Genomic DNA, 22,865 nt, shown 5'->3' with positions numbered 1-22,865 from the left:
CTTCAGCTTCGATCTTGAGCATCGCGCTTTTGAGCGTCGTGTGCGGGCGACGCCTCATGCTGCAATAGCGAAGCGGTGACGACGGCAGGCGTGACCCGGACGCGGAGCTGCGCTACCTTCCCCGGCAACAAGACCAACAACACGGGGAAATACCAAAGTGTATGACACGATTATCGTAGGCGGCGGTTCGGCTGGTTCGGTCATGGCGCATCGGCTGTCAGCCAAAAGCGGCCACAAGGTCCTGCTGTGCGAGGCCGGCCAGGACACCCCGCCCGGCAACGAGCCGGCCGAGATCAGGGACAGCTATCCCGGCACCGCCTATTTCGATCCGCGTTTCCACTGGACCGAACTCAAGGTCACGACGCAGATCGTCAGCCATAACAATCCCAACGAGGGGCGGCCGCCCTTACGCAAATACGAACAGGCGCGGGTTCTGGGCGGTGGCTCCTCGATCAACGGCCAGATGGCCAACCGCGGCGCGCCGACCGACTACGATGAATGGGAAGCGCGAGGCGCCACCGGCTGGAACTGGAAGGACGTGCTGCCCTATTTCAAAAAGGTCGAGCGCGACCTTGATTTCGACGGGCCGTACCATGGCAAGGATGGCCGCATCCCGGTGCGACGCATCCCCAGGGAGCACTGGACCAAGCATTCGCAGGCTTTCGCCGACGCCTTCCAGCAGGCCGGCCATCAATTCCTGCCGGACCAGAACGGCGAGTTCGTCGACGGCTATTTCCCCGTGACGCATTCCAACCAGGCCGAGCAACGCGTCTCGGCCGCGATGGGCTATCTCGATCGCGAAACGCGCAAGCGCGCCAATCTCGCGATCTCCACCAACACTCAGGTCAGGGAATTGCTGTTCGAAGGCACGCAGTGCGTCGGCGTGAAGGCCGTCGTCGACGGCAAGGAGCAGGAATTCCGCGGCCGCGAGATCATTCTGTGCAGCGGCGCCATCCATTCGCCGGCTCATCTGCTGCGCGCCGGCATCGGCCCGGTCGGTCACCTCAAGGACATGGGCGTTCCCGTGCTGGTGGGGCTTGAAGGTGTCGGCCAGCGCCTGATGGATCATCCCTCGATTTCGCTATCCTCCTTTGTCCGCCGCGGCGCGCGCATGAACGGGCATACCAGGCGTCACATGCAGGTCGGCTTGCGTTATTCGTCCGGACTGCCCGGCGTGCCGAAGGGCGACATGTTCGTCGTGGTGCTGAGCAAATCGGCCTGGCATGCGGTCGGCGAGCAAATCGGCTCGGCGCTGACGTTCGTCAACAAGACCTATTCCGAAACCGGACAGGTCAAGCTCGCCTCGCGCGACCCGGCCGCCGAGCCGATCGTCGAGTTCAACCTGTTGTCCGACCGGCGCGACCTCGATCGGCTGATGAGCGGTTTCCGCAAGATGGCCGCGGTGCAAATGAGCGACGCCGTCAGGGCGGTCACCGACAAGCCGTTCCCGGCCTCCTATACCGACCGCGTGCGCAAGATCGGCGTGGTCAACAACAAGAACAGGATCCTCACCAAAATCGCCGCCACCCTGATGGACGGCCCGGCGGCGCTGCGCCATTACATGATCGACAATTTCGTGGTCGAAGGTTTTTCGTTCGACGACGTGATCAACGACGACGAGGCGCTGGAGAGCTTCGTGCGCAAGGGGACCATCGGCGTGTGGCACGCCTCCTGCTCGTGCCGGATGGGCCGGCCGGAGGACCCGATGTCGGTCGTCGACACCGAGGGCCGCGTCAAGGGCGTGCAGGGCCTGCGCGTGGTCGACGCCTCGATCTTCCCCGTCGTGCCCTGCGCCAACACCAATTTTCCGGTGCTGATGTCGGCGGAGAAGATTGCGGCCTCGATGCAGTGAATGCACCGGGGCAGCAATTCCCGTTGCAAGCCCATTGATTGACTTGGCACGCTGCGAACCTAAAGTTGGTTCGCACCGAAGGAATTGCACCGCATGACTTTGCCGATGAACTGGAACGAATGGGCGCAGCACGACGGCGTGGCGCTGGCGGAGCGTGTCAGGAAAGGCGAACTGACGGCACAGGAATTGGCAAGTCAGGCGGCCGCAGCCATCGCCAAGGTCGATCCGGCGCTGTCGGCCGTGGTCGAAGTGTTTGAGGACGCGATCGACGATCCCGCCAAGGCCGGCGCCAATCTTGCGGGGCCGTTTGCCGGCCTGCCGTTCCTGATGAAGGATCTGGGCCCGACCATGCAGGGGCGCCTGCAGGAAATGGGCTCGCTGCTGATGCGCGGCAACCGCGCCACATCAGATACGTTCCTGACATCGAAGATGCGCCAGGCCGGACTGAATCTGATCGGACGGACGACGACGCCGGAGTTCGGCGTTTGCAGTTCGGCGGACAATCCGGCCGTCTACGTCACGCGCAACCCGTGGAATACCGACTACACCACCTGCGGATCGTCGGCCGGCAGCGCCGCGATGGTCGCGGCGGGCGCGGTGCCGATCGCGCATGCCACCGACGGCGGCGGTTCGATCCGCATTCCGGCCGGCGTCAACGGCAACATTGGCCTGAAGGTATCACGCGGCGTGTTCTCGCTGGCGCCGCATCTTTCCGATCTGTCGGGGCTGGTGTCGATCCAGGGCTGCCAGTCACGCACCGTGCGCGATACCGCCGCCTTCGTCGATGCCTGCCGCGGTCCCGCGCCCGGCGAATTGATGCCGTTCTGGACCGCGCCGGAGCCTTATCAGGAGATGATCAAGCGCGATCCGGGACGGCTCAAAATCGCGCTCTCGCACCAATGGGGCGACTACCAAGCGACACCGCAGATCGCGTCCGAGCTGAAAAAAGCCGGACAATTCCTTGAAGGCCTCGGCCATCACGTTGATTACGCGTTGCCGGCGATCGACTATCGCGCCGCCTTTGACGCCCAGACCACCTGCTACATCAGCAATTTTGCGGTGGTGATCAGCAACATGCTCGCCGCGCGTGGGCTCGAAAAGCCGCCGGCGGACCTCATTGAACCGGTTAACATCCGGATCTGGGAAGCCGGCCGGCACACGACGTATGCCGAGCGCGCGCGCATGCAGGCCGTCTTCAACACGACGTCGCGCGGCTTCGGCGCATTCTTCGAGGAGTGGGACATCATCCTGACGCCGATCACCGCGCTGCCGACGCCGAAGGTCGGCACCAAAGAATATCTGACCATCTCGGACAATCCGTCGGTGCTGGACTGGTTCGGCAATCTGTGGCGCAATTTTGCGTTCACGCCGCTCGCCAATCTGTGCGGGATTCCCGCAATCTCGCTGCCGATGGCGCAGCATGAGCACGGCTTGCCACTCGGCATTCAGGCCCAGGCCAGGCAGGCCAATGACGGGCTGCTGCTGCAGCTGGCGGCGCAGATCGAGCGCACGCTCGGCGGCCAATGGAACTCGGGACGGAAGCCCGGCGTGCACGCGACGAACGGTTGAGCCGTCTTTGGCTCATCCATCAATATGGTCTAGAACGTCCGTATGTCCGAAGCATCAAAAGTCGACATGCCGCTGCCGTTTGACGAACTGGCTGACGCCATCAAGAGCCACCGCTCCGTCTATGGGCACATCAGTGGACTTCAGCTCGACCGCGCCGCCCCTGGCGAAGCCTGGTCAAGCCTGCCCTACCGCCCGGTCTTCGTCGGCGACACCGGGACCGGCGTACTTCACGGCGGCGTTGTCACCGCGATGCTCGACGAGAGCTGCGGCATGGCGGTCCAGCTCGCGCTCGACGGGACGCGCGCGATCGCAACCCTCGACCTGCGCATTGATTACCTGAAGCCGGCAACGCCCGGCCTCGACATAAGGGCGCACGCGATCTGCTACCGTGTCACCCGCTCGATCGCCTTCGTGCGCGCGACCGCCTACCAGGAGACCGAGGACGATCCGGTCGCCACCGCAACGGCCTGCTTCATGGTCGGCGCCAACCGCACCAACATGCTCAAGGGCCGCTCGAGGGAGGATCTCGCGCTGCCGGCGCTTGAAGCGCCGGAAGATCCGGCAGGCCCGTTCGCCCAAAGCCCGTTCGCGCGCGCCCTCGGCATCCGCGTCAGTGAGGACGGCACGCTGGTGATGCCGTTCTCACCAACGATCATCGGCAACCCGATCCTGCCCGCGATCCATGGCGGCATGACCGGCGCCTTTCTCGAAACCACCGCGATCGTCGGCGTGACGCGCGAACTCGGCGTGTCGCTGCCGAAGCCGATCGGGCTGACGATCAACTATTTGCGGTCCGGCCGCGCATTGGACAGCTACGCCAACGTCTCGATCGTCAAGCAGGGCCGGCGCGTCGTCGCCTTCGAGGCGCAGGCCTGGCAGGACGACCGGACCAAACCGATCGCCTCGGCGTTCGGGCATTTCATGCTGAGGCAGGCGCCGGGCGCGGACGAGGAATAGGCGTATCCTAACCGTTAAGCTTACGATCCGAGCGGTCATCGACAAGCGGCTACCGCCGGGCTTAAATCTGTCAGGCTGACCGCGGCCACACGGGCATTAACGGGATGTTGATGCTCTCGCTGTTGTCTCGCCATGGCTGATGGTGGAACATCGGCGCATAGAGCGCACTGATTTTTGAGGGAACGGTATTGCTGGATCCAAAATGGGATGAGCGATTTATGCTCCTGGCGCATCATCTGGCGAGCTGGAGTATCGAGAAAGGGCGGCGCGTCGGCGCCGTGATCGTGGGACCCGATCATGAAATCCGCTCGACCGGCTTCAACGGGCTGCCGCGCGGCGTTCGCGATGACCTCGAGGAGCGCCATTCCCGCATCACCGGCGCCAAATATATCTGGAGCTGCCATGCCGAACAGAATGCGATCTTCAATGCGGCCCGCATTGGCGTCGCGCTCAAGGGCTGCACCATCTACGTTCCCTGGTTTCCCTGCGTGGAGTGTACCAAGGCCATCATCCAGTGCGGCATCACAGCGCTCGTCGCCTACGCACCCGACCGGCCGAACTCGAACTGGGCCGAGGATTTCTCCATCTCCGGTCAGATGCTGAACGAAGCCAATATCGAGGTTCGGCTGATTCCCCGGCTCGCCGAACTACCCGACGCCACCGAAGAGTGAGGCGTAAGAGGCTACACCAAAGCAAAACCATCGCGGTTCCGAGCGGCTCGGCTACGTCGCCCCTTCGTCAGGAATATTCAGCACCACACCACACGCCTTGCAGTGCACGGCATCGCTGTCATGGCGCTGCAGGCCGCAGGACGGACAGGGAAAACGCACTTTACTCGGGGACAGCAGCGCGCGGGCAAGATTGAAGAACAGCGTCACGCCAAAGATCATGATCACGACCGTGATCATGCGGCCGGCCGTTCCGCGCAGGGTGATGTCGCCAAAGCCGGTCGTCGTCAGCGCCGTGACGGTGAAATACAGCGCGTCGGCGTAATTCGTGATCTGCTCGTTACGAAATTTCTGGGTCTCGTAGACGATGGCGGTCATCACGAAAATGAAGACCGCAAGGTTGGTGACGGCAAAGATCACTTCCTCGTTGCGCCGGAAAAACGTGCTGTCGCCGCGCAGCCGGGTCAGCATCTGAACCTCGCGGAGCAGCCGCAGGGTGCGCAGGATGCGCAAGAAGCCGCCCGCCTCTCCCGCCAGCGGGGCCAGGAACGAGGCGATCGCGATCAGGTCGGTCCAGGTCGAAAGGCGGGTAAACGCCCGCAAGCGGCGCCGGTTGATGAACAGCCGCGCGGCGAAATCGGCCAGGATCACCGCGCCGAACAGAACGTCGAGCGTTTCGACGAGTTCGGTTGGGGGCAGGAACGACGTCACGACGATGAACAGCACCGTGACGATGTCGAACGCCAGCAGCGCGTAGCGAAAACGGACGCCGGCTGACGTGGCGCCTTCGTAAAGCTGCCGGATATTGCTTTTCAAGGCGTCGAGCGTCATGGCGGCATGTTCACAGGTTTACCCGCATCATGGCAAGCCATGACGCCGCGCCGAGGCGTCACGCGGTGGCCGCCCGGGCGCGCATCTCCTCGCTGGGCTTGACGTCCCGCGAGCGGCTGTAGATCGCAACGGCCAGGATCAGCACCACGGTGAGCACGCCGAACAAGGCGCGGTAGGCGGTCTCGGAGCGGGCGCCATCGGCGAGAGGCTCGAACCCGCCGACGATGATGCCCGACAAGGTCTGCATGCAGGCGACGCCCAGCATCACGGCGGTGTTGATGGTCGCAATGCCGCGGCCGATCAGCCGGTCCGGGAAAATGCCGCGGCCATGCGTCATCACCATGGTGCTGGAGGCGCTGAAGAAACCGATGGCGACGATGGCGCCGACGGGCACCCAGACGGGCGGGCGAGAAGCGAGCGCCAGCGTCGCAAGCATGGATATGGTCACCATGGTGCCGCCGATGGCGATCCATTTGCGCGTGTCGAGCACGCGGTCCAGGGGGCCGAAGGCGACGATCCCAAGCTGGTAGGTGATCACGGCTGATAGCAGCACGTTGCCGGCCTCGATCGGGCTCATGCCATACACCTCGCGCAGGAACGAGCCGCCCCACAGGCCCTGAACGGTGAAGGTGCAGGCATAGTTGCAGAAATTCATCGCCAGGATCGGCCTCAGGCGCGGGTTGCCCAGCACCTCGATCAGGCCTTGCAGCATCTGGCGTGGCGGCTCCGGGGTGCGGTCGAGAAACGGATGGCCGGGCGGCGCGTCGCGCACCACCAGCCACACGGCGATGGTGGCAAGTGCGATGAAGACGACGACGGCGCCGAACACCGCGCGCCAGCCGACGGCCTCCGAGGCCCATGCCAGCGGCGTGGTGGCGAACAGATTGCCGAGCAGTCCGATCGACAGCACCATGGCGGTGAGCGTGGAAAAACGATCCGGTGGAAACCAGCGCGAGATCACCACCATGCTGCCGATCAGCATGACGCCGAAGCCGGCGCCCATCAGCACGCGGCCGGTGAGCAGAACCGGCCACGTCGGCGCCAGCGTGAAGATCGCAGCGCCTGTCGTGGCGAGGATCAGCATGCAGGCCACGGTGCGCCGCGGTCCGAAATGGTCGAACAGAAGGCCACAGGGGATCTGCATCGCGGCGAAGCCGAAGAAGAACGCGCCGGTCAGCGCGCCCAACGCTTCCGGTCCGATGGCGAGGTCGCGCATCAGGTCGAGGCCGATGGTGACGTTGGCGGCGCGGAAAAAATGACTGGCGACATAGGCCGTGGCCAAGGTCGCGACGATGATCAGGCCCCGGCGGTGGGCAAAAGGGCGCCGCAACGCGGAGCTCATCGACTGGGGGGTATCCCTCTTGTTGTTTGATGCCTGGCAGGCGTTTCCAATCACCGAGCCTATGCGGCCTTGGCAGGCAGTTCAAGGTTCGGGCTATGATTGGCTGTTATCTCTGCTGCAGTGCATGATTCCAAGTCGTTGTCATTCCCCGATGCGCGATTGCGCATCTGAGGGCGATGCGCAGCATCGAACCCGGAATCCATCGGGCAACGGTGCACGCGGTTGAATGGATTCCGGGCTCGCGCTTCGCGCGCCCTCAGATGCGCAATCGCGCATCGGGGAATGACGGGGGAGAGTGTTTGCGCGCGCCGGGCTTGCGGTGAAATGAGGCCACCCATAAGAACGTGGATCGACATCGCTGGAGGGAGGCAATCTGGTGCTTAGGCTCTCACATCGTCGCAACATCATGAATGCCGTGATCAACTTTGCATCAACCATCGCCTTCGCATGCCCGCTGGTGGCAAGCGCGGCCGTGCATGCCGCCGAGTTTCCAGCGCGCAGCATCACGCTGGTCGTCCCCTACCCGGCCGGCGGCGGCGTCGACGCCATGGCGCGTGTGGTCGCGCAAAAACTGTCGGACGCATTCCGCCAGACCGTGACCGTCGATAACCGCGGCGGCGGCGGAGGAACCATCGGCACCCGCGCCGTGGCGCGCGCCGCGCCTGATGGCTACACGCTGCTGCTGGGCCACACCGGCACCCTCTCCATCAACCCCAGCCTCTACACCAAGCTCGGCATGGACCCGCGCAAGGATTTTGCGCCGATCGGTCTCGTCGCGTCGATGCCGGTGGCCCTGCTCGCGCACCCGTCGTTCTCAGCCAAGACGGTCGCTGAGGTGATCGCGTTCGCCAAAAAGGAGCCGGGCAAACTCAATATCGGCACGTCGCCGGTCGGCACCGGCGGGTACATGTGCGCGGAACTGTTCAAGGCCGAATCCGGTATCGATGCCGCTATTATTCCCTACAAGGGTACGGCGCCTGTCATGAACGACCTGCTCGGCGGCCATGTGCCTGTCGCGTTCGGCGTGCTGCCGCCGGCGCTCGGCAATATCGCGGCCGGCCAGTTGCGCGCCATCGCCGTCACCAGCAAGCAGCGCTTCTCGCTACTGCCTGACGTGCCGACATTCGACGAATCAGGGATGCCCGGCTTCGAAGCCGTGCTGCATTACGGGCTGCTGGCGCCGTCAGGCACGCCGCCTGACATCGTCGAACTCCTCAGCGCCGAGCTGCGCAAACTTGTCAGCGATCCGGAGGTGCAGAAACGCATCCGTCTCGAAGGCGGCGATCCCCTGGCCTCGACGCCGGCCGAATACGCAGACGATATCGACAAGGAAGAGAAGAAGTGGAGCAAGCTCGTTCATCAGCTCGGGCTGAAGGTGGAGTAGCGGCGGGACTCTTCTCCCTCTCCCCGCCCTTCGCGGGGTCGAGACGAGCGGAGCTCGCTCTTAGAGGGTCGGGGTGAGGGGCTCTCTCCGCCATTGCAGTCTATCGATAGACCTGTACCCCCTCACCCGAAATTCGCTATTGCGAATTTCGACCTCTCCCCGCAAGCGGCCGCAAGCGGGGAGAGGTGACCAGACCGCCGTCCCGCACATCAAATATTCGGCTTCCACATCACCGGGATCTCCCGGTAGCCGCTGCCGTGTTTCTCGACATGCGCGAGCGAAGGGAACGGGTAATGGAAACCCTGCACCCGCATCCGGTCGGCCACCAGCATGTCGTAGACCTTGCGGCGGGTCGCTTCCGCCATGGCGCCGTCCTGATCGTAAAAGGCGTGCCAGTCGGGATGGCGGACGAACAGGAACGGCACGTGGGTGACGTCGGATTGCACGTAGACGGAGTCCGGGCCGGAAGCGATCACGAACGAGCTGTGGCCGGGCGTGTGCCCGGGCGTGCCCTGCGCAGTGACCCCGGGAATCAGCTCCTTGCCCCATTCATAGGTTTTTACGCGCTTCAAAACCTCCGGCGTGAAGACGCGCCGCACATTCTTGAAGTTGCCTTCCATCCGGCCCTTGGGCGCGCGGCTCATCTCGCCGTCATCCATCCAGAACTGGTGCTCTTTCGCCGGCACGGCGATCTCGGCGTTCGGATAGGTCAGTGAGTTGTCGTCCATCAGGAGGCCGTTCATGTGGTCGCCGTGATAGTGCGAGATGATCACGACGTCGACGGCGTTGCGGTCGATTCCCGCGGCCGCGAGGTTGGTCACGAACTGGCGGGCGGTGCCGTTGCTCTTCTTGTAATTGCTCTCGCCGGTGCCGGTATCGATGATCGCCAGCTTCGATCCGGTATTGATGGCGATCGGGTTGTACGGCGTGGTCATCATGTCCTTTTCCATGAAGACCTCGGCGAGCGCGGCGTTCACCACATCCTTCTTGATGTTGGTGACGTGATCCTCCGCCATCTTGAACCGGTTGACGCCATCGGTGGCCACCGTCACCTCGATGCTGCCGATCTTGTAGCGGTACCAGCCGGCGGTCTGCTTGCCCGCCGGCGGCGTCGCGGCGTGGACGGGCTGATTGAACGGCAGGCTCGCGGCCGCTGCCGCGCCTGCGGCAGCCGACAACAGATCGCGGCGCGTGAAAGCCGTCATAGGCATCTCCCCTCACCCATTTATCCCGGGATTTGGCTCCCGAATTGACGTGAATACTCTCGATTCTTGGGACCTTCCGCAAGCCGGAAGCGAAGGCGACACCTTCCGAGCCTTTGGTTGGGCGCGTCGCGCGGCGACCGCCTAATTGCCACCTCCCCAGCCTGTCACCTCGGGAACAGCGCGCCGGTTCAGTCTCTGGCATTCTCCTAATCACAGGAAACGGACGCGGTGGTCGCGGTCCAACTGCCAAAAGGAGAACTGCCATGAATACCCAGAACGCTCAGAATGCTCAGATCGATGTCCTCTCCGACGAACAGCTCAATGCCGTGTCGGGTGGCAAGGACCGGGTTCAGGTCACCAAGGAGCAGTACGAACAGATCCTCGAAGTCAAGTTCATGTTCGCCAGCCTCAAGAAGTAAGCGGATTAGGAGATCCTCCGCGTTCCAATACGAGTACGGCGGACCAGGCCTATTGGCCGGTCCGCCGCACTTGTTTCTGCCGCCGCGCGCGTCAGTCGTTGGCGCCGTGGATGGAGGCGACGACCGCGGCCGTGACCTCATTCGTCCTGGCCTTGCCGCCGAGGTCCGGCGTGTGAAAGCGGGGGTCGGCGGTGACACGTTCGACCGCCTGCATCAGCCGCGTCGCGGCCGCCGGCTCGCCGAGGTGCTCCAGCATCATCACCGATGACCAGAACGTCCCGACGGGATTGGCGATGCCTTTGCCGATGATGTCGAAGGCCGAGCCGTGTATCGGCTCGAACATCGAGGGATAGGTCCGCTCCGGATTGAGGTTGGCGGTCGGCGCGATGCCGAGCGAGCCGGCGAGCGCGGCCGCGAGATCCGACAGCACGTCGGCATGCAAATTGGTCGCCACCACGGTATCGATGGTCTCCGGCTTCATGACCATGCGCATGGTCATCGCATCGACCAGCATCTTGTCCCAGGTCACGTCCTTGAACTCGGCCGCGATCTCGACTGCGATCTCGTCCCACATCACCATGGCATGGCGCTGCGCGTTGGATTTGGTCACGACGGTAAGCAGCTTGCGCGGCCGCGACTGTGCGAGCTTGAAGGCAAAGCGCATGATGCGCTCGACCCCGGGACGGGTCAGGATCGAGACGTCGGTTGCGACTTCGAGCGGCAAGCCCTTGTGGACGCGGCCACCGACGCCGGCATATTCGCCTTCCGAGTTTTCGCGGACGATCACCCAGTCGAGCTCCTTGCCGTGCACGTTGCGCAGCGGGCTGGTGATGCCGGGCAGGATCCGCGTCGGACGGACGTTGGCGTACTGATCGAACGGCTGGCAGATGGCGAGCCGCAGCCCCCACAGCGTGATGTGATCAGGCACATCAGGCGCGCCGGCCGAGCCGAACAGGATCGCGTCGTGATTCCTGATCTGGTCGCGGCCATCCTCCGGCATCATGATGCCGTGCTTCTTGTAGTATTCAGATCCCCAGTCAAAATGATCGACCTTGAACTTGAAATTGCCGTCGCGCTGGGCCAGCGCGTGCAGCACCTCGACACCTGCAGCAATGACTTCGGTGCCGATCCCGTCGCCCGGGATGGCGGCTATGGCGTACGTCTTCATCGATTGGTCTCCGGATGGCGAATGATTATTAGTTTCCCTTGGCACCCGCTGCCTTGATCACGGCGCCCCAGCGCGGCACTTCGGCCGTCAGATGCGCCTTGAGCGCCGCTGGCGTCGCCTGCTCGGCCTGGACCGGCTCGGTGCCGAGATTGGCAAACCGCTCGATCACCTTGGGGTCCTTCAGCGCGGCCTGAAGAGCTGTGACCAGCTTGTCGGTGGCCTCTTTGGGCAGTCCCTTTGGCGCCCACATCGCATGCCAGGCCGAGACCTCAAATCCCTTGACGGCGCCGCCGTCGAGCGTCGGCAGGTCGGGCAATGACGAGACTTTGGCTTTGGTCGTGACCGCAAAGCCCTTGATCTTGCCTTCCTTGATCTGGTTGGTGGTGTTGGTGGTCTGGTCGCACATCACGTCGAACTGGCCGCTGAGCAGGTCGTTCATGGCCGGCCCGGTGCCGCGATAGGGAATCCCGTTCATCTGCACGCCGAGCTCCTTCATCAGCATCAGCATGCACAGATGCGAGGCGGAGCCGATGCCGGCATGCCCGTAGACGGCCTTTTCGCCGCTGGCGCGAATCCACGCCACGTACTCGGTCACATTGTTGGCAGCAAGCGTCGGCTTCGACACCAGGGTCATCGGCACGTCGGTGATGCGGCCGAGGTGGTCGAAATCGTCGACGACATCATATTTGAGAGAGTCGTAGAGCGCGGGCGCGGTCGCGTGCGCGATGTGCCAGATCGCGAGCGTGTAGCCGTCGGCGGCCGACTTCGACACGCGCGCCATGCCGAGCGTGCCACCGGCGCCGCCGACATTTTCGACCAGGATGGTCTGGCCGAGGCTTCGGCCCATCGATTCCGCGATGAGGCGGGCCACGGTGTCGGTCGGCCCTCCGGCCGCCGCCGGAACGATGATGGTGATCGGTTTTGTCGGAAAAGCGGTCTGCGCGAAGGCGGTGTGTGACGCCCATAGCGACGCGGCCGCGATGGCGCCGGATAGGATCGTGCGACGATTGAACCGCATGGGTCGCTCCCTGAAGAATTCGTTGATTGGCTGATTTCAGCGCTTGCCGACAAGGTAAGGCCAAAGGTCACGCGCCTTCAATCGGCATACGATTATACAAATATTTGATATAATCTGCCGGGGAGGACGAAATATGGAACTGCACCAGCTTCGCTGCTTCGTGGCGGCGGCCGAGGAATTGCATTTCGGGCGTGCGGCGCAGCGGCTGGAAATGCTGCCCTCCGCGCTCGGCCGTTACATCCGGCTGCTCGAAGACGATCTCGGCACAAGGCTGATGACGCGAACGACGCGCAGCGTGACGCTGACCGATGATGGCGTCGTCCTGCTCAAGGAGGCCCGCATTTTGCTGGCGCAGGCGGACAATCTGGCGGTCAAATTCCAGGCGCGGGGCCGCAAGCAGGGCGCGATCATCCGCGTCGGCGCGATCGACAGCGCAGCGGCGGGACTGCTGCCGATGCTGCTTTCCGACTTTCGCGAACAGAGACCTGACGTCACGGTGAAACTGACGGAAGACAAAACGATCCGGCTGTTGCCGGCGCTGATCTCCGGCCGGCTCGACATCGCCCTGGTACGCCCGCCAGAAAAGCCCGACAAGCGGCTGGAATTTCTGTTTCTCCTACACGAGACCGCGGTCGTCGCCGTACCGGATCGTCATCCCCTCGCGTCGAGAAAACGGGTGACCGTCGCCGATCTTGCCGAACAGCCGCTGATCGTCCCCGAGCGTCGCTCGCGCCCGCATAGCCACGATCTGACCATGAAACTGTTTGCACAGGCCGGACTGCAGGCACGCATCATCCAGATTGCCAATGAAAAGCAGACCATCGTGAATCTCGTCGCGGCCGAAATTGGCGTTGCCATCGTGCCACGATGGACATCGCGAATGGCGGCGCGCGGCGTTCGGTTTGTTCCGCTCGCGGGATCAGACACGAACCGCTTGCCGCTCGCAGCCGCCTGGACCCGCGGCGCGCGCGATCTCATCAGGGACGAAATGCTTGGTATCCTCAAAGCGTCCCTCAAACGCTATGCACGGGAGGCCTGACGAGGCGGGCCACCGGCTGACGGTGATCTGGGTCACAAACAGCCGGGGCGGAGCAAGGCAAAATCCCGTTCGTCGCAGCATCGTGCGGCGCCTAACCAAGGGAAAACAGCCATGACCGATTTCACTCCCGTCAAACCCGAAGCATTGACATCAGATGAACTCGACCGCGTTGCCGGTGGCATCATCGTCGTCGGCGGATTGCTGCGCCAGTTTACCTCCAGGCTGGACTGGGTCGCGCTCAATCCGCAGCCGCTGCCGCCAAAGGTCTTCTTTTCATTCCGCTGGTAGCGGCCGCAGCCTCCGGCTCGACTCGCGCGCCTAGTTCGTGTTGAGCCGGAACCGCAGCGTTCTGGTGCCGATGAACGAGATCGCATCGCCCTGCCGCTTCCAGGTCGCGGCATCGGTCAGTGCGGCAATCAGTTCGTCGTCGGCCTGGGCGCGATTGGGCGGACAATTACGGTTCTCCATCGCGCCGGCGACGAAGATCACGGTGTTGCCCGCCACCGAAAACTGGCCCTTGCCGCCTTTGCACCAGAGTTCGAGCACCACTTCGCCGCGGTCGCCGATTTCCAGATTCGGTATTCGCTTGGAGCCGGGCTGGGGCGGGACATCCATGGTCATTTCCATCCCGAACGGAAAGCCGTTGTCGGCCTGGGCATGACCGGCATTGGGAGCGGAAACCAGCAGCACCGAAGCAACGCCTGCGAGCTTCACCATGCGCGCGAATGAAATCATGCAACCTCTCTCGAAAAACCCTCAACCGCGATATCGCGCCGTTCTATTGAACAAGTATGTCATTGGCTAGAGCCGTCCGGTTCAGACCGGTTTCCTGTCTGCCTCAGCCAATGCGCAAAATGCCGCACCGACAAAAAAATCCCCGCGGGCTGCGCCGCGGGGGTTTGGTTGATCGACTTGGCTCTTGCTTCGCAATCCGCTCAGTCGAATTTTGCCTGCGCCGTCTTTCCATCAGGGCCGGTCAGTTGCACGACACCTTTTGGCTGAACCGGCAATGCGACGCTGGCGGTGCCGGAAAGCAGCGCGCTGCCGGCAGGCTGGAGCAGGATCCGTTGCGACTTGCCATCGACAACGAGGATGGCAACCGCCTTGAACCCTGTGGCCGGGATCGATTTCTGGTTCTCGTCGCTGACGAAGAGTTCGAGCTTGTCGGATTTCGAAACCAGTTCGACGTGATACGAACCGGCATGCGCGACCCAGCCGCCATTCGTTCCTCTCTCGTCGTGCGCCGAGGCGCAAGTCGACCAGGCCAGCATGGCCGCAACCATCAAAAATTTCCCATTCACCGTCATTCTCCGGATGTTGATGTCAAAAAGCTTCGGCGGCTGAATTTGCCGCGGCCGTCTCCGCACTGCCGCCAGCGCCTCTTCGCAGCCGCTCCAGCGGCGCTTCGCCATAGCGAAGGAACAGAACGGGCGTCAGCAGCGTGTCGAGCAGGGTCGCGCTGAGGAGACCGCCAAAAATCGTCACGGCCACCGGATGGAGAATTTCCTTGCCGGGCGTTGCCGCATCGATCAGCAGCGGCACCAGCGCGACACCGGCCGACATCGCCGTCATCAGGACCGGCGTCAGCCGCTCGACGCTGCCGCGAACCACGAGATCGTGCCCGAACGGCATTCCCTCCTTCAGCGCCAGGTTGATGTAGTGGCTGATTTTCAGGATGCCGTTGCGAACCGCAATGCCGGTCAGCGTGACAAATCCGACCATCGACGCAACCGAGAGCGGTTGGCCCGCCAGCCAGAGCGCCGCGACCGAGCCGATCAGCGCCAGCGGGACGTTGCCCATGATGATGAAGGCAAGCACGGCCGAGCGGTAGCGGCTGTAGAGAATGGCAAACACCAGCAACAGTGACAGCAGCGAGAGCACGCCGATGGTCCGGCTTGCTTCCTCCTGGGCCTGGAACGTTCCCTCCAGCCGAACGTAGAAGCCTTCGGGAAGCCTGGTCGACGCGGTCACCTTGCGGATCGCCGCGATGATGTCGGTCATGTCGGCCGTCCCGTCGGCGTTCGCCAGCACCACCACACGGCGGCGGCCGTTCTCGCGCAGGATCTGGTTGGGGCCTTCGGTCTCCTTGACGTCGGCGATCTGCCGCGCCGGGATCCATCCGGCCGGCGTTTCGATCAAGAGGTCGCCCAGGGTTTGCGTGGTGCGAAGCCGGTCCGGCAGCCGCATCGTGACGTCGAACCGGCGATAGCCGTCCACCACCCGTGAAATGACGCGGCCGTTCGAGAGCCGGCTGAGCTGCTGGATCACGGCGGCCGGCTGCACGCCATAGAGCGCGGCACGACCATAATCGACGCGGATTTCCAGCTGCGGAATCAGCACCTGCTTTTCGACCTGCAGGTCGGTGAGACCCGGAATCTCCGAAAGCTTGCCGCGCAACATGTCAGCGGTCGCGCGCAGGCTGTTCAGATCGTCGCCGAACACTTTCAGCGCAATTTCGGCCCGAACGCCCGAAAGCAGATGGTCGAGCCGGTGCGAAATCGGCTGGCCGACGTTGATCGCAGCGGGAAGCACGGCGAGCCGCGCCCTTATATCCGCGACGATTTCGGTCTTTGGCCGTTTCGTTGGCTTGAGATTGACCTCGAGGTCCGACGAATGGACGCCTTCGGCATGCTCGTCGAGCTCCGCCCGGCCGGTTCGCCGGCCAACGGTCTTGACCTCGGGCACTTCAAGGATGAGGCGCTCGGCAATCAACCCGACGCGATGGGACTCGGCGAGCGAGATTCCCGGATTGAACAGCATGTTGATGGTGAAGGTGCCCTCGTTGAAGGGCGGCAGGAATGCGCGGGGAAGATAGAATGCGGAAGCCGCCGCCATCACGACCGCCGCGAGCGCGGCAACCATCAGGGCGCGCTGATGGTGGAAAACCCGTTCGAGCAAGGCCGCATTGGCGCGTTTGAGCATCGCGACCAGCGCGCTGTCGCCATGATCGAGGCGCTTGAGATGCGGAAGCATGTGATACGCCATCACCGGGGTCAGGGTGATGGAGACCGCAAGGCTGGCGAGAATGGAGATGATGTAGGCCTGACCAAGCGGCGCAAACAGCCGGCCTTCGATGCCCGACAGTGCAAACAGCGGCACGAACACCAGAACGATGATGGCGGTCGCATAGACGATGCCGGAGCGCACTTCCTGGGATGCCGAGACGACCACATCGAACGCGGAGCGCGGATGCTCCAGGGCGCGATTTTCGCGCAACCGCCGGAAGATGTTTTCGACGTCGACGACGGCGTCATCGACCAGCTCGCCGATGGCGATGGCGATGCCGCCAAGGGTCATCGTGTTGATCGACAGGCCGGCAAAATAGAACACGACCGCGGTGGTCAGGATCGATACCGGGATCGCAGCCAGCGAGATCGCCGTGGTCCGCCAGTTCATCAGGAACAGGAACAGCACGATGGCGACGACCGCGCCGGCCTCGAGCAGGACACGCTCGACATTGCCGATCGAGGTCTCGATGAAATTGGCCTGACGGAAGATGATCTGGTCGGCCTTCATGCCCGTCGGCAGCGACGCCGTGATTTCCTTCAGGGCCTGCTCGATCTCGCGGGTCAGCCGGATGGTATCGACGTTGGGCTGCTTCTCGACCGAGACGACGACGGCCGGCTTGCCCATATAGCCGGCGTCGCCGCGCTTGACCTTGGGCGCAAACTCGACGGTGGCCACCTGCTTCAGATAGACCGGCCCGCCATTGACCTGCGCCACCACCACGTTGCGGAGGTCGTCCAGATTGGTGGTCCGCCCGATATTCCGGATCAGATATTCGCGGGCATGCTGATCGGTAAATCCGCCGCCGGTATTGACGCCGAACTGATTGAGGGCGAGTTCGACCTGCTCGTAGGTGACGCCGAGGCTGCGCAGCGCCGGCGGATTGGGCGCGATCCGGTATTGCCGGACTTCGCCCCCCATCGGAATCACCTGTGCGACGCCGGGGATGGTGAGCAGCCGCGGCCGCACCACGAAGTCGGTTGTCTCGCGAACCTCCATCGCCGAAGCGCGGTCGCTGGTCACCGCGACCAGCAGCACCTGCCCCATGATGGAGTTGATCGGTCCCAGTTGCGGAACGGTATTTGGCGGCAACTGGGTCCGGATCAGATTGAGGCGCTCACCGATCTGCTGCCGGTTACGATAGATATCGGTACCCCAGTCGAATTCGACATAGACGATCGAAAGGCCGATGCCGGAAACCGAGCGGACCCGCGTCACGCCGGGAACACCGTTCATCTGGGTTTCGATCGGAAAGCTGACGAGCTGTTCGACCTCTGGGGGCGCGAGCCCGTCCGACTCGGTCATGATCGTGACCGTCGGCTTGTTCAGGTCGGGAAACACGTCCACCGGCAGCCGGGTAGCGCTGAAGATGCCGAGCAACACCAGGACCAGTGAAGCCGCTATGACCAAGAGGCTGTTGCGCAGCGACTGTGTGACGAGAAAGCGAAACATCTGCCCGGCTCCTCAGCGCACTTGGTTGAGCAGTTCGGCGCCCTGCACGACCAGGCGCTTGCCTCCGGCGAGGCCGGTGGCGATGAGCACGCGGTCGCCGTCGAGCGGCTCCACCCGTACCGGCCGCTGTTCGAAACGCTCCGGCGTGACGTGTTCGTAAACCACCTCCTGGCCGTTGGCGTTGCGCACCAGACTGGCCCGCGGCACCGCAAGGCCGACCTTTTCCTCATTGGTGGTGGCCAGCACCGTGACGAACTGCCCGGCGCGAAGGCCGGAATGGTCGCCCTGAATGGCGAACTGGACCGGGATTGATTGATTGCGGTCCGCAAAGCCGGAGCCCTGATAGACCAGTGTGAAAGTACGATCGGTCCCGAGATTCGCAGTCGCGCTGCGAACGCCGGCCAGCGGATCGAAACTGCGGGCTTCGACCCACAGGCGGGTCGGATCGACGATGTGGAAAATCACCGCATTGGACTGGGCGATCTGTCCGGCCACCGGTGTGCCTTCGGCGACGACGCCGTCGACTGGCGCCAGCAGCGCTTCGGGCTCACGGCGCGCCCGGTCGAGCGATCCGCGGCGGTCTTTCAAGCCCTGCAGCTCCGACCTCGTGTCTTCGAGCTGGGAGCGGGCAATGGCGCCGCTCGGCACCAGCGTTTCATAGCGGGCGAGCCGGCGCTCCACGATGGAAATTTGCTGGTCGAGTTCGCCCTGGCGCTGGCGCATATCCGACACGTCGATGGCCTGCAGCGGCGGGTCGACATAAGCGAGCACATCGCCTTTCTTGACCGGCGTCCCCAGTCTCGGAAAACCGCCGGGCGGGGCTGAGAGGCGGCCGCCCACCGAAGCCTGCACGAAGCCGCTGGCGTTCGGATCGGGAATGATCCGGCCCGGCAGCTCGATGGCGCGCGGGTGCGCACGGGATTCGGTCATCACGGTACGAAGGGCGAGAATGCGTTGCGTGCTCTTGGGCACGAACACGCCGCCATCTGGCAGGCGCTGTGCGAGGTCGCGAACCGACTGCATCGCGGCTGCCGGAGCGGCGCGATCATGGCCGTCATGGGAGCGCGATGAATTGTTGGACAGGACGAACGCGCCGGCGACGACGAGAACCATTGCCGCCGCTCTGCGACGCCGCCGGATCAGCGCCATGACGCCGATCCCGGCAGCAAGCCCGGCCAGGATGGCGATGAACAGCGCCGGGCCGTCGTGATTGAAGTGATAGCCGACCTCTCCCGCAATGGCGGAGGTCGAGAGCCACGATGTCGGTCCGGCCTTCGCCCCTGGAAGATCCGGAATCACCAGCCGGGCGGGCAACACATCGACATTGCCGTCTTTCGCGACCGTGAAGATCAGGTCGTAAGCGCCCGGCTTGCTGGACCAGGGCGCGTCGAGGCGATAGGGCTCGCCCGGCCTGGCTGCGGCCTTCTGCGGCCCGGCGGGCGTTTCGATTTCGATTTCGGCGCCATCCACCGGCTCGTTGGTTGCGAACCGGTCGAGATAGATGACGAGCACGCCTTCGCGCGCAATCGCAACCAGTTCGTGCACATCCGAGTCGGTCTCGGCACGCGGCGCGAGACTGGCGCTCGGCGCCGGAGCGGGCGCGCCATGATCGTGGCCTTCGTGCGCCAGCACCGGGCCTGCCATGAGCAGGAATGACATAGCCGCCACGCACCGCGCGGCACGGAACAAAAAAGACATCTGAATGACTCACCTGAGAAGAAGCGTGTTCTCGCTCGCGCGGCCGGCACATCGTGCCGCCGCGATATCTTTGCTCAGGTGAACGCTCGGGGGGGTTTACGCAGGCTTGCGGGTTCTATGCCCGAAGCAAGCACGGCACCGGTGACATCAAGTCGGTGCGAATGAACTGCAGGAGGCAAACATTGCGAGGCTGCAACCAAAGCGGCGCCGCCGCAGCACCCCATGCCCGCCCCGCAACAACCGTCCACGCATCCGTCCGCGTCGATCGGCGCTGCGCCCGGCGGTCGACCTGCGGTCAGGATAAGCTCGTGCGGGATAGATCCGTTGGCTTTGGTGAAGGCAGCCTCGTTGGTGAAGGCAGCCTCGGCAAAGACGTCCTTGGTGAACGCAGCCTTGGTGAGGTGATGCGCCACCGGCGCATGGGCGCCGTGAGGTACCGCATGAGGATGAACGTGGACATGTCCCTGCAGGCGGTGGGCCTGGTCGGCATGGGCGCGGGCCAAGGCAGGCGCGAATTGAACGGCGATCAGGACGATCACCGTACAAATAAACTGCCAAAGCTTTGGGTTCGCGTTCATCAAGCTCACAATATCACAGGGCTCTCGGCCCTGCATAGGTCAGGTTAAAGATGGCTAACGCGTACTGCGAGCCATTCATATTTCTGTCGCCTTCAGGCCAGCACCGGTTCACGAGACTTTGATGAACGGGGCCGCTGGTCCGGAGAGGGTGTATATTCGCTCGAAACTGAATACTATTACGGTCCGCATCCGTTCAGGACCCCATCAACTTCAGTTGAATTTGGCTTGCACGGTTTTGCCATCGGGTGAGGTCAGTTGCACCACCCCCTTCGGCTGCGCCGTCAGCGCATCGCTGGCGGTTCCGGAAAGCCGCGCGCTTCCGGCAGGTTCCATTGCAACGCGTTGGGCCTTGCCATTCACAACAAAGATGCCGATGGCCTTGAAGCCGGTTGCGGCGATCGGCTTCTGGTTCGCATCGCTGATGTAGAGATCGACCTTTTCGGATTTCGAAACCAGCTCGACATGATAGGAGCCGGCATCCTCGACCCTGCCGCCATTCGTGCCCTGGTGATCGTGCGCCCAGGCGCAAGCGGACGAAGACACGAGCGCAGCAACCATCAGAAACTTCTTCATTGTCATTCTCCAGATGCTCGGCTGCCGACAGGCGTCAGAGGTACGTGAGCAGCGTGGATCAACGGCGATCCAGCCGAGCTGGTAAGCCGGCCGACGGCGTCGGCCGGCTTTTTGTCGTTAGTGGTGGTGGTGACCGTGGTGGTGGTGATGGCCGTGGTGATGATGGTGATGGCCATGATGATGATGATGGCCATGGTGCCAGCGCCAATGCCAGTGATGGCCATGATGGTGATGACCATGATGGTGATGGCCGTGGTGATGATGGCCGTGATGGTGACGCCAATGCCCCGCGCTGCTTGCGGAGACGCCGGCGACCAGGATGACGGTTGCAGCGACCGCGGAGAGGATTGCTTTACGAAACGACATGGTAGCTCCTTGGGTTGTGGTAGCAGGGGATCTGCTCCGTAGTTCGAACCCTATGATCGTCGCCGGCGGCTGAACGTGAGCTGAAACACGCAGGTGCACTCGCCTCTTCTTGAAGCGTGGACCTGCAAGCGAATTCGCAACGCAAATCAGGCACGAACTGCACATTCATCTCGGCATGCGCCACAATGACGCGCGCCGAAATCGCTTCGTCGTCGATCGTGTCAATGTGTCTAGTCGTGTGCATGGCTGTTTGACGCGCACGTCATTCACATTGTTCATGGAAAATTTCTGAACAGTTGTTCAGGTGTCCGCGCGGTGATGAAGGGAAAGACGATCGCCAGAACAAAATGAAGGCCGCAACTAGACAGCACCCCGGTGCAATTCCCTGCTGCTCACTTGCGCCGTCGGCAGCGAGCGAGGTTGAGGTCCCTTCGTGCTGCGACGGCCAGATGCTGACCCCCGCGCCGTGCTCGGGATCACGATCACCCGCGAGAAAGCTGCACCGGCAAAGCCAGCTTCGAACAGTGAGCGTGTGCGAGCCGATGCGCCGGCCGGCGAAAGGCCGATGACGCAGAAGGAGTTGATCGAACATTTTGGCTCGAATGTCCTGCCGGGAGCGGAGGCCGGCAAAAGCTATTGATCCAGCGATCCTCCCGCGTCCGAGCACCAACCAACGGGAGGGGGTGATCCCGGATCAATGCCGTCAACAGCGATCCGGGGGGCGCGCAGTGCGCAGGTCGTGCCCTACGAAATAACAGTGCACCCGGGTATTCATACCGGCGCGATAGGCCAGAGCCTGCCATCGCTGACCTTCCCGGCCGATGGCAGGCCGAGTTTCAGATGCGCGTGGGTGGTCCGGCATCTGGGGAGCCTGCTCCGTCGCTTTATCCTCAGCGGCGGGGCAGGTGCTCCCCTTATCTGGCCGCATTAGCAAGTCGTCAGCGCGCCAATCGCGATGCCGGCCAATCTTGGAGCACCCGGACGAGACATCGAGCTGGACGAGCTTTCTATCCGCCGGAGATTAGAAGGTCTTTTCTCCTTGGTCGGCATGGACAGGACATAATGCGACCCATTTGCCCCGCAATTTTTCAAATTGCCAACCATCCTCTTCGGCTGTGACAAAGGCTAGCCGAGATAGGTCCCAATTTTGAGCTATCTCTTCACTGCGCCGATGATCGCACACGTCGCATGAAAAAATATGATGACCGCCGCGTCTTTCAATTCCCATCGGCTTTCTCCTCCCGCGGAGCGCCGACTAATTCCACTCTTCGGAGCTCAGAAAAGAATTTTATGAGTTCGGGCAACTCGGCATCGCCGTGTGTCAGATAAAAAAGTCTAGCGATCTCTTCTCGGCTCAATTCGAGCTGCACCAAATATGACCCATTCAAATTCAGCTCAGCGTGGCTCGAAATTCGCGCGGTAAAGTGCACACGCCGACGGCCTCGGAAGAGCTGCTGGACGTGGCGGAAGATTTGGAAATAGGTCTCCCCCTTTTCGAAGCTCTCGATTTCTTCGTTAACTTCCTGAGCGGTCAAGTTCGCGAACAGGACCGGCTTTGGTCCATGATCTCGGGACCACCCGCGCGTCGTAACTTGCATAAGAACCTCTCCTCCTTAGTTAACCTAAGACAAAGACATGTATTCTAAGCCAATAGATGTCAAGTTGTCGTTAAATAAGTTTGTTCGGCGACCTTGACTGATCTGTTCTTGATATGTTCTCATTCCGGATGGGCAATCGACG

At 63.0% G+C, this 22,865-nt stretch carries 22 protein-coding genes; 8 read left to right on the top strand and 14 right to left on the bottom strand.

Annotated elements, in window-relative coordinates; all coding sequences use genetic code 11:
* Nucleotides 1-157 precede the first annotated feature (157 nt).
* The 4 genes from JQ558_RS04130 (at nucleotide 158) to JQ558_RS04115 (ending at nucleotide 5,049) form a co-directional block, all read left to right on the top strand.
* Nucleotides 158-1,852 (top strand): GMC oxidoreductase, encoded by a 1,695-nt coding sequence (locus JQ558_RS04130; RefSeq protein ID WP_212292971.1) that lies wholly within the window; start codon nucleotides 158-160, stop codon nucleotides 1,850-1,852.
* 93 nt (nucleotides 1,853-1,945) lie between these two features.
* A complete protein-coding gene (locus tag JQ558_RS04125; RefSeq protein WP_212292970.1) occupies nucleotides 1,946-3,421 on the top strand; it encodes an amidase in 1,476 nt (491 codons plus the stop codon).
* A gap of 42 nt (nucleotides 3,422-3,463) precedes the next feature.
* Nucleotides 3,464-4,378, top strand: a complete 915-nt coding sequence (locus JQ558_RS04120) for a PaaI family thioesterase (protein ID WP_212292969.1) — start codon at nucleotides 3,464-3,466, stop codon at nucleotides 4,376-4,378.
* Between the two features lie 188 nt (nucleotides 4,379-4,566).
* Complete coding sequence (locus JQ558_RS04115; RefSeq protein ID WP_283813793.1) at nucleotides 4,567-5,049, top strand: dCMP deaminase family protein; 483 nt, start codon at nucleotides 4,567-4,569, stop codon at nucleotides 5,047-5,049.
* A 51-nt stretch (nucleotides 5,050-5,100) separates the two neighbouring features.
* Here JQ558_RS04115 and JQ558_RS04110 read toward each other — a convergent pair whose 3' ends face one another.
* On the bottom strand, nucleotides 5,101-5,877 hold the full coding sequence (locus JQ558_RS04110) for a potassium channel family protein (RefSeq protein ID WP_212209626.1): 777 nt from the start codon (nucleotides 5,875-5,877) through the stop codon (nucleotides 5,101-5,103).
* A gap of 58 nt (nucleotides 5,878-5,935) precedes the next feature.
* The gene (locus JQ558_RS04105) at nucleotides 5,936-7,219 is read right to left on the bottom strand and encodes an MFS transporter (protein WP_212274997.1); all 1,284 of its coding nucleotides are present in this window, start codon (nucleotides 7,217-7,219) and stop codon (nucleotides 5,936-5,938) included.
* Nucleotides 7,220-7,595: 376 nt separating this feature from the next.
* Here JQ558_RS04105 and JQ558_RS04100 point away from each other — a divergent pair, with 376 nt between their 5' ends.
* Nucleotides 7,596-8,603, top strand: a complete 1,008-nt coding sequence (locus JQ558_RS04100; protein ID WP_212292968.1) for a tripartite tricarboxylate transporter substrate binding protein — start codon at nucleotides 7,596-7,598, stop codon at nucleotides 8,601-8,603.
* A gap of 209 nt (nucleotides 8,604-8,812) precedes the next feature.
* Here JQ558_RS04100 and JQ558_RS04095 read toward each other — a convergent pair whose 3' ends face one another.
* Nucleotides 8,813-9,808 carry an MBL fold metallo-hydrolase gene (locus JQ558_RS04095; RefSeq protein WP_212292967.1) on the bottom strand — a complete coding sequence of 332 codons (996 nt, stop codon included), beginning with the start codon at nucleotides 9,806-9,808 and terminating at the stop codon, nucleotides 8,813-8,815.
* Between the two features lie 263 nt (nucleotides 9,809-10,071).
* Between JQ558_RS04095 and JQ558_RS04090 the strand changes: the two genes are divergently transcribed.
* The gene (locus tag JQ558_RS04090; protein ID WP_212292966.1) at nucleotides 10,072-10,227 is read left to right on the top strand and encodes a hypothetical protein; all 156 of its coding nucleotides are present in this window, start codon (nucleotides 10,072-10,074) and stop codon (nucleotides 10,225-10,227) included.
* Between the two features lie 91 nt (nucleotides 10,228-10,318).
* On the opposite strand, the gene JQ558_RS04085 is transcribed toward JQ558_RS04090, so the two are convergent.
* Both JQ558_RS04085 and JQ558_RS04080 read right to left on the bottom strand, forming a co-directional pair.
* Nucleotides 10,319-11,395: a tartrate dehydrogenase gene (locus JQ558_RS04085; RefSeq protein WP_212292965.1), complete on the bottom strand. Its 1,077-nt coding sequence runs from the start codon at nucleotides 11,393-11,395 to the stop codon at nucleotides 10,319-10,321.
* Between the two features lie 28 nt (nucleotides 11,396-11,423).
* A complete protein-coding gene (locus JQ558_RS04080) occupies nucleotides 11,424-12,413 on the bottom strand; it encodes a tripartite tricarboxylate transporter substrate-binding protein (RefSeq protein WP_212292964.1) in 990 nt (329 codons plus the stop codon).
* A 133-nt stretch (nucleotides 12,414-12,546) separates the two neighbouring features.
* On the opposite strand from JQ558_RS04080, the gene JQ558_RS04075 reads away from it, so the two are divergent.
* Together JQ558_RS04075 and JQ558_RS04070 are read left to right on the top strand one after the other, a co-directional pair.
* A complete protein-coding gene (locus tag JQ558_RS04075; protein WP_212292963.1) occupies nucleotides 12,547-13,452 on the top strand; it encodes a LysR family transcriptional regulator in 906 nt (301 codons plus the stop codon).
* A 111-nt stretch (nucleotides 13,453-13,563) separates the two neighbouring features.
* A complete protein-coding gene (locus JQ558_RS04070) occupies nucleotides 13,564-13,740 on the top strand; it encodes a hypothetical protein (RefSeq protein ID WP_212209618.1) in 177 nt (58 codons plus the stop codon).
* Between the two features lie 30 nt (nucleotides 13,741-13,770).
* On the opposite strand, the gene JQ558_RS04065 is transcribed toward JQ558_RS04070, so the two are convergent.
* The 9 genes from JQ558_RS04065 to JQ558_RS04025 form a co-directional block, all read right to left on the bottom strand.
* The gene (locus JQ558_RS04065; protein WP_212209617.1) at nucleotides 13,771-14,187 is read right to left on the bottom strand and encodes an META domain-containing protein; all 417 of its coding nucleotides are present in this window, start codon (nucleotides 14,185-14,187) and stop codon (nucleotides 13,771-13,773) included.
* A 200-nt stretch (nucleotides 14,188-14,387) separates the two neighbouring features.
* On the bottom strand, nucleotides 14,388-14,753 hold the full coding sequence (locus JQ558_RS04060; protein WP_312014958.1) for a hypothetical protein: 366 nt from the start codon (nucleotides 14,751-14,753) through the stop codon (nucleotides 14,388-14,390).
* Nucleotides 14,754-14,775: 22 nt separating this feature from the next.
* Nucleotides 14,776-17,910, bottom strand: a complete 3,135-nt coding sequence (locus JQ558_RS04055; RefSeq protein ID WP_212292962.1) for an efflux RND transporter permease subunit — start codon at nucleotides 17,908-17,910, stop codon at nucleotides 14,776-14,778.
* A 12-nt stretch (nucleotides 17,911-17,922) separates the two neighbouring features.
* Nucleotides 17,923-19,608: an efflux RND transporter periplasmic adaptor subunit gene (locus JQ558_RS04050; protein WP_212292961.1), complete on the bottom strand. Its 1,686-nt coding sequence runs from the start codon at nucleotides 19,606-19,608 to the stop codon at nucleotides 17,923-17,925.
* 74 nt (nucleotides 19,609-19,682) lie between these two features.
* On the bottom strand, nucleotides 19,683-20,186 hold the full coding sequence (locus JQ558_RS04045) for a hypothetical protein (RefSeq protein ID WP_212292960.1): 504 nt from the start codon (nucleotides 20,184-20,186) through the stop codon (nucleotides 19,683-19,685).
* Nucleotides 20,187-20,396: 210 nt separating this feature from the next.
* Nucleotides 20,397-20,759: a hypothetical protein gene (locus JQ558_RS04040; protein ID WP_312014957.1), complete on the bottom strand. Its 363-nt coding sequence runs from the start codon at nucleotides 20,757-20,759 to the stop codon at nucleotides 20,397-20,399.
* A 2-nt stretch (nucleotides 20,760-20,761) separates the two neighbouring features.
* Nucleotides 20,762-20,998, bottom strand: a complete 237-nt coding sequence (locus tag JQ558_RS04035; protein WP_212292958.1) for a hypothetical protein — start codon at nucleotides 20,996-20,998, stop codon at nucleotides 20,762-20,764.
* A 1,148-nt stretch (nucleotides 20,999-22,146) separates the two neighbouring features.
* Nucleotides 22,147-22,353, bottom strand: coding sequence for a hypothetical protein (locus tag JQ558_RS04030; RefSeq protein WP_212292957.1), 207 nt, complete (start codon nucleotides 22,351-22,353; stop codon nucleotides 22,147-22,149).
* Complete coding sequence (locus JQ558_RS04025) at nucleotides 22,343-22,723, bottom strand: hypothetical protein (RefSeq protein ID WP_212292956.1); 381 nt, start codon at nucleotides 22,721-22,723, stop codon at nucleotides 22,343-22,345. The genes JQ558_RS04030 and JQ558_RS04025 overlap by 11 nt, the downstream gene beginning before the upstream one ends.
* Nucleotides 22,724-22,865 lie beyond the last annotated feature (142 nt).

It is taken from the genome of Bradyrhizobium sp. AUGA SZCCT0160, assembly GCF_018130105.1.
GTDB lineage: Bacteria > Pseudomonadota > Alphaproteobacteria > Rhizobiales > Xanthobacteraceae > Bradyrhizobium.
The sequence above is the reverse complement of the archived record's forward strand: the minus strand, read 5'-3'. Positions and strand labels throughout refer to the sequence as shown.

Excerpts from the sequence above, each read along its gene's own strand:
- JQ558_RS04070 (WP_212209618.1), top strand. The coding sequence starts at position 13,564 with ATGACCGATTTCACTCCCGTCAAACCCGAAGCATTGACATCAGATGAA.
- JQ558_RS04025 (WP_212292956.1), bottom strand. The coding sequence starts at position 22,723 with ATGCAAGTTACGACGCGCGGGTGGTCCCGAGATCATGGACCAAAGCCG.
- JQ558_RS04075 (WP_212292963.1), top strand. The coding sequence starts at position 12,547 with ATGGAACTGCACCAGCTTCGCTGCTTCGTGGCGGCGGCCGAGGAATTG.
- JQ558_RS04065 (WP_212209617.1), bottom strand. The coding sequence starts at position 14,187 with ATGATTTCATTCGCGCGCATGGTGAAGCTCGCAGGCGTTGCTTCGGTG.
- JQ558_RS04110 (WP_212209626.1), bottom strand. The coding sequence starts at position 5,877 with ATGACGCTCGACGCCTTGAAAAGCAATATCCGGCAGCTTTACGAAGGC.
- JQ558_RS04120 (WP_212292969.1), top strand. The coding sequence starts at position 3,464 with ATGTCCGAAGCATCAAAAGTCGACATGCCGCTGCCGTTTGACGAACTG.
- JQ558_RS04055 (WP_212292962.1), bottom strand. The coding sequence starts at position 17,910 with ATGTTTCGCTTTCTCGTCACACAGTCGCTGCGCAACAGCCTCTTGGTC.
- JQ558_RS04105 (WP_212274997.1), bottom strand. The coding sequence starts at position 7,219 with ATGAGCTCCGCGTTGCGGCGCCCTTTTGCCCACCGCCGGGGCCTGATC.
- JQ558_RS04090 (WP_212292966.1), top strand. The coding sequence starts at position 10,072 with ATGAATACCCAGAACGCTCAGAATGCTCAGATCGATGTCCTCTCCGAC.
- JQ558_RS04095 (WP_212292967.1), bottom strand. The coding sequence starts at position 9,808 with ATGACGGCTTTCACGCGCCGCGATCTGTTGTCGGCTGCCGCAGGCGCG.
- JQ558_RS04080 (WP_212292964.1), bottom strand. The coding sequence starts at position 12,413 with ATGCGGTTCAATCGTCGCACGATCCTATCCGGCGCCATCGCGGCCGCG.
- JQ558_RS04030 (WP_212292957.1), bottom strand. The coding sequence starts at position 22,353 with ATGGGAATTGAAAGACGCGGCGGTCATCATATTTTTTCATGCGACGTG.
- JQ558_RS04050 (WP_212292961.1), bottom strand. The coding sequence starts at position 19,608 with ATGTCTTTTTTGTTCCGTGCCGCGCGGTGCGTGGCGGCTATGTCATTC.
- JQ558_RS04045 (WP_212292960.1), bottom strand. The coding sequence starts at position 20,186 with ATGAACGCGAACCCAAAGCTTTGGCAGTTTATTTGTACGGTGATCGTC.
- JQ558_RS04040 (WP_312014957.1), bottom strand. The coding sequence starts at position 20,759 with ATGAAGAAGTTTCTGATGGTTGCTGCGCTCGTGTCTTCGTCCGCTTGC.
- JQ558_RS04035 (WP_212292958.1), bottom strand. The coding sequence starts at position 20,998 with ATGGTCATCACCATCATGGCCATCACTGGCATTGGCGCTGGCACCATG.
- JQ558_RS04085 (WP_212292965.1), bottom strand. The coding sequence starts at position 11,395 with ATGAAGACGTACGCCATAGCCGCCATCCCGGGCGACGGGATCGGCACC.
- JQ558_RS04125 (WP_212292970.1), top strand. The coding sequence starts at position 1,946 with ATGACTTTGCCGATGAACTGGAACGAATGGGCGCAGCACGACGGCGTG.